Here is a 4487-nt window from a genome sequence, read left to right as displayed (position 1 = left end):
ATAAACGAACGCCCCGGCGGCACGAGTGGCGTGCCGCCGGGGCGTTCGGAGTACTGCCGCAGCAGGCGTGTTTAACGCTTGCTGTACTGCGGAGCCTTGCGGGCCTTCTTGAGACCGGCCTTCTTGCGCTCGACCGCACGGTCGTCGCGACGGAGGTAGCCGGCCTTCTTGAGGGCGCCGCGGTTGTTGTCCACGTCGGCCTCGTTCAGCGCGCGGGCCACGCCGAGGCGCAGGGCACCGGCCTGACCGGAGACGCCGCCACCCGAGATGCGGGCGATGACGTCGTAGCGGCCGTCCAGCTCGAGCACCTTGAAGGGCTCGTTGACTTCCTGCTGGTGGACCTTGTTCGGGAAGTAGTCCTCGAGCGTGCGCCCGTTGACCTTCCACTTGCCGGTGCCGGGCACGATGCGAACGCGCGCGATGGCGTTCTTGCGGCGGCCCAGGCCGGCGGCCGGCTGCGGGTCGCCGAAGCGGCCGGCGAGCGACTCCGACGTGTACTCACCCTCGACGGGGACGTCGGACTCGGTGGTGTAGCTCTCGATGTCGACGAGCTCGGTCTCGGTCTCTTCGACCGGCTGCTCAACGGTGGTCTCGGCCACGGTTCTCCTCAGATTCTTTTCTGTTTAGGGGTGTGGCCGGAACTACTGCGCGACCTGGGTGATCTCGAACGGCACCGGCTGCTGCGCAGCGTGCGGGTGCTGGTCGCCCGAGTAGACCTTCAGCTTGCCGAGCATCTGACGGCCCAGGGTGTTCTTGGGGATCATGCCCTTGATGGCCTTCTCGACGGCCTTCTCGGGGTTCTTCGCCAGCAGCTCGTCGTAACGGACGGAGCGCAGACCACCCGGGTAACCGGAGTGGCGGTACGCCAGCTTCTGGGTCTTCTTGTTGCCGGACAGGTGAACCTTGTCGGCGTTGATGATGATGACGAAGTCGCCCATGTCCATGTGCGGGGCATAGGTCGGCTTGTGCTTGCCACGGAGGAGGTTCGCGGCAGTGGTAGCCAGACGGCCCAGGACGATGTCCTGCGCGTCAATGACGTGCCACTGGCGAGTCACATCGCCGGGCTTGGGGCTGTACGTACGCACTTCGCAGCCTTCTTCTTCAGTGGATGGGTGCTGAGACATGGCATCACTGAAGCGATCGTGCAGCTGGGGACGACAATGGCCGGGACCGAGTCCCGTATGCCGCCCACTGGTAACTGCTCCAGGGAACCTACGTAAGGGCTTCTCGCCTGAGAACGACCAAGCCGATACGCATAACAAACCGTAAGAGTACCCGCGCCGCACCGGAGGGGTCAAAACGGGGTGCGAGCACCCCGAGCGGCAGCGCACAGCGAGGGGTCGAGCACATACCGTGACAACCCCAACGCGAGTTGCTCCAGGGCTCATTGAGGCGCACCTGTACGCCCGTCGCCCCGTCTAGGATGCGTCCCATGAGCTTCGGGCAGGGGGGACCCCAGTCCCAGTGGGATCCCTGGAAACCGCAATCGCAGCAGCCGTGGGGCGGCAACGTCGACGACGACACCCCGGACTGGGCCGCGCTCGCCGACCAGGCGGAGACACGCAACCGGCGCAAGAGACTGCTGCTCATAGGCGGCGGCGCGCTCGCGACGGTGGCCGTCGGGACGGCCGTGGCCATGGCCGTGATGTCGGCGAACGGCGACGACACCGCGTCCGGGCAGCCGACGAACCTGCCCGCGAGCGGGTCCCTGCCGAGCGCCGGCGCCAGCTCGCCGTCCTTCGCACCGACCAGCGCGCCCCCGCCGCTGGACCCGAAGGACTTCATCTCCAGCAAGACCAAGGACACCGCGCCGCTCAGCCCGGAGATCCTGTTCCCGGGCACGCAGCTCACCGCGGGCTCCACCGTGTACAAGAAGGGCCCGACGGCCGACACCACGAACTGCGCCTCCGTCACTTCGGGCACCCTCCCCAAGGCCCTCACCGCGAGCCACTGCACCCGCCTCATGCGGGTCACCTACGTCAAGGACGACATCGCGGTCACGGTCGGCGTGGCCCTCTTCGACACCGAGGCCCAGGCGGCCAAGGCCATAGGGCAGGCGGACACCAAGAGCGTCGTCAGATCGCTGTCCGGGAAGGGCGTCAAGGCGTTCTGCGAAGGCGCGGTCTGCCGTACGACGACCAACTCCTATGGCCGCTACGCCTACTTCACGACCGCCGGCTTCACCAACGGCAAGGACGTGACGACGAAGGACACCAAGGTCTTCACCATGGGCGACGCCCTGGGCAAGTTCGCCTTCGACCAGATCCACCAGCGGGGCGAGGCACAGGCCTCGGCCGCCGCCAGCCAGTAGCTCGCCCACGCATGAAGTTCCGCAAGAGCATTGTCGCCAGTTGGAAGGACAAGGCCTGACCCCAGCGGCTGTCCCACGAGGTTCCGACCAGGTGGCCAGGGCCGCAGGGAGGGGCGAGCTGAAGGTGCTCGCCCCTCCCGACCACACCCCGGAACGGGCGGGCCCGCGGCGACGGTGCGCGAGACCTCGGCGGCGGGCGATCCTCGTTGACGCACCCTCAACAGCACGCGCCCGCACCGGGCAACGTCCGCTTGTTCCGCGCCTCCTTGTTCCGCGCGGCCAGCAACTCGTCCGCCGGGTAGCCGACCTCCTCCAACGTCAGCCCGTGCGGCCGCACGACATGCACGGCGGAGTCCCGTACGCCGGCCGCCAGCACCTTCCCCGGCCAGTCCGGCCCGCGGTGCCCGTCCCCCACGAAGATCAGCGCCCCGATGAGCGACCGCACCATGTTGTGGCAGAACGCGTCGGCCCGCACGGTGGCAGTGACGATCCCGTCGTCCCCCCGCACGAGGTTCAACTCCTGCAAGGTACGAATGGTGGTCGCCCCTTCACGCCGCTTGCAGTAGGCGGCGAAGTCGTGCTCCCCCAGCAGCCGTTGGGCCGCTTCGTTCATGGCGTCGACGTCGAGGGGCCAGTCGTGCCACAGCACGTGGTTCCGGAGCAGGGGGTCGACACCGCCGGGATTGTCGGTGACACGGTAGGCGTACCGCCGCCACACCGCGGAAAACCGCGCGTTGAAGCCCTCAGGAGCCTCCGCCACCCGCCAGACCCGCACATCCTTCGGCAACCGCCCCGCAAGCCGCTTCAGCAGCTTCTCGCGGTGCTCCGCCCACAACTCCCCCGGCAGGTCGACATGCGCCACCTGCCCCCGCGCATGCACCCCGGCATCGGTCCGCCCCGCCACGGTCAGCTCGTACACGGTCTCCTGCGACCGCGTCACCGTCCGCAACGCGTCCTCGATCTCCCCCTGTACGGTCCGCCGCCCCCCGGCCTGCTTGGCCCACCCGGAGAACGCGGTCCCGTCGTAGGAGAGATCGAGTCGTACGCGTACGTGATCGGGCAGAACTTCGTCACTCACCCCTGGATCCTTTCAGGTGCACGAAAGCGGGCCCGCCCCTCGAAAGAGACGGACCCGCTCGAAGGACTGCTTACGCGTCCTTGGACTCCTCGTCGGCCTCGGCCGGCTTGGTGTCCTCGACGACCTCGGCCGGAGCCGCGGCCTCGGCGTCCTTCGCGGCACGCTTGGTGGCGGCCTCGGCCTCGCCCGTCGCCGCCTGCGCGACGGTCAGCGCCTCGACCAGCTCGATGACAGCCATGGGCGCGTTGTCGCCACGACGGTTACCGATCTTGGTGATACGGGTGTAGCCACCGGGACGGTTCTCGTAGCGCGGGCCGATCTCGGTGAAGAGCGTGTGGACGACGCTCTTGTCCGTGATCACCTGGAGCACCTGACGGCGGTTGTGAAGGTCGCCCTTCTTCGCCTTGGTGACCAGACGCTCGGCGTACGGCCGCAGCTTGCGGGCCTTCGCCTCGGTGGTGGTGATACGGCCGTGCTCGAAGAGCGACTTCGCGAGGTTCGCGATGAGCAGCTTCTCGTGCGCGGCACTGCCGCCCAGACGGGCACCCTTGGTGGGCTTCGGCATGTCTTTCTCCTTGGTATCTGCCCCGGCCGTATGAGGTACCGGGGTCAGGACCCGATGAGCGGATGCTCACCGGCAACAACCGATCAGTACTGCTCGGTCTCCACAAAACCCGCGTCCACGTCGTCGTCGGCGCCAAAGGCGTCGGCAGCGGCCGTCGGGTCGAATCCGGGCGGGCTGTCCTTCAGGGCCAGGCCCATGCCGACCAGCTTCGCCTTGACCTCGTCGATGGACTTCGCACCGAAGTTACGGATGTCCAGGAGGTCGGCCTCGGAACGAGCCACGAGCTCACCCACGGAGTGGATGCCCTCGCGCTTGAGGCAGTTGTAGGAGCGGACGGTGAGTTCCAGCTCCTCGATCGGCAGCGCGAGGTCGGCGGCAAGGGCGGCGTCCGTGGGGGACGGGCCCATGTCGATGCCCTCGGCGTCGATGTTCAGCTCGCGCGCCAGACCGAACAGCTCGACCAGGGTCTTACCGGCCGACGCCATCGCGTCACGGGGACGCATGGCCTGCTTGGTCTCGACGTCGACGATCAG

Annotated in this window: 6 protein-coding genes; 1 reads left to right on the top strand and 5 read right to left on the bottom strand. The window is 67.9% G+C overall.

Annotated elements, in window-relative coordinates; translation table 11 throughout:
* Positions 1-71: 71 nt before the first annotated feature.
* Together rpsI and rplM are read right to left on the bottom strand one after the other, a co-directional pair.
* Positions 72-599: a 30S ribosomal protein S9 gene (rpsI, locus tag ABZT04_RS45865; RefSeq protein WP_328831012.1), complete on the bottom strand. Its 528-nt coding sequence runs from the start codon at positions 597-599 to the stop codon at positions 72-74.
* 42 nt (positions 600-641) lie between these two features.
* A complete protein-coding gene (gene rplM, locus ABZT04_RS45860; protein WP_280878443.1) occupies positions 642-1085 on the bottom strand; it encodes a 50S ribosomal protein L13 in 444 nt (147 codons plus the stop codon).
* A 347-nt stretch (positions 1086-1432) separates the two neighbouring features.
* Between rplM and ABZT04_RS45855 the strand changes: the two genes are divergently transcribed.
* Positions 1433-2311, top strand: a complete 879-nt coding sequence (locus ABZT04_RS45855) for a hypothetical protein (RefSeq protein ID WP_356066664.1) — start codon at positions 1433-1435, stop codon at positions 2309-2311.
* Positions 2312-2528: 217 nt separating this feature from the next.
* Here ABZT04_RS45855 and truA read toward each other — a convergent pair whose 3' ends face one another.
* The 3 genes from truA to ABZT04_RS45840 form a co-directional block, all read right to left on the bottom strand.
* The gene (gene truA / locus ABZT04_RS45850) at positions 2529-3389 is read right to left on the bottom strand and encodes a tRNA pseudouridine(38-40) synthase TruA (protein WP_356066661.1); all 861 of its coding nucleotides are present in this window, start codon (positions 3387-3389) and stop codon (positions 2529-2531) included.
* A gap of 70 nt (positions 3390-3459) precedes the next feature.
* Positions 3460-3954, bottom strand: coding sequence for a 50S ribosomal protein L17 (gene rplQ, locus ABZT04_RS45845; protein ID WP_356066658.1), 495 nt, complete (start codon positions 3952-3954; stop codon positions 3460-3462).
* Positions 3955-4037: 83 nt separating this feature from the next.
* The coding region (locus ABZT04_RS45840; RefSeq protein ID WP_356066655.1) for a DNA-directed RNA polymerase subunit alpha C-terminal domain-containing protein at positions 4038-4487 on the bottom strand (450 nt) is incomplete at its 5' end.

Source organism: Streptomyces sp. NPDC005492 (assembly GCF_040605995.1).
Lineage (GTDB): Bacteria > Actinomycetota > Actinomycetes > Streptomycetales > Streptomycetaceae > Streptomyces.
Note: the sequence above shows the minus strand (reverse complement) of the source record. Positions and strands in the feature narration are given on the sequence as shown.

What these genes read in the sequence shown, in the direction of transcription:
- ABZT04_RS45855 (WP_356066664.1), top strand. Translation starts at nt 1,433, where the DNA reads ATGAGCTTCGGGCAGGGGGGACCCCAGTCCCAGTGGGATCCCTGGAAA.
- rplQ (WP_356066658.1), bottom strand. Translation starts at nt 3,954, where the DNA reads ATGCCGAAGCCCACCAAGGGTGCCCGTCTGGGCGGCAGTGCCGCGCAC.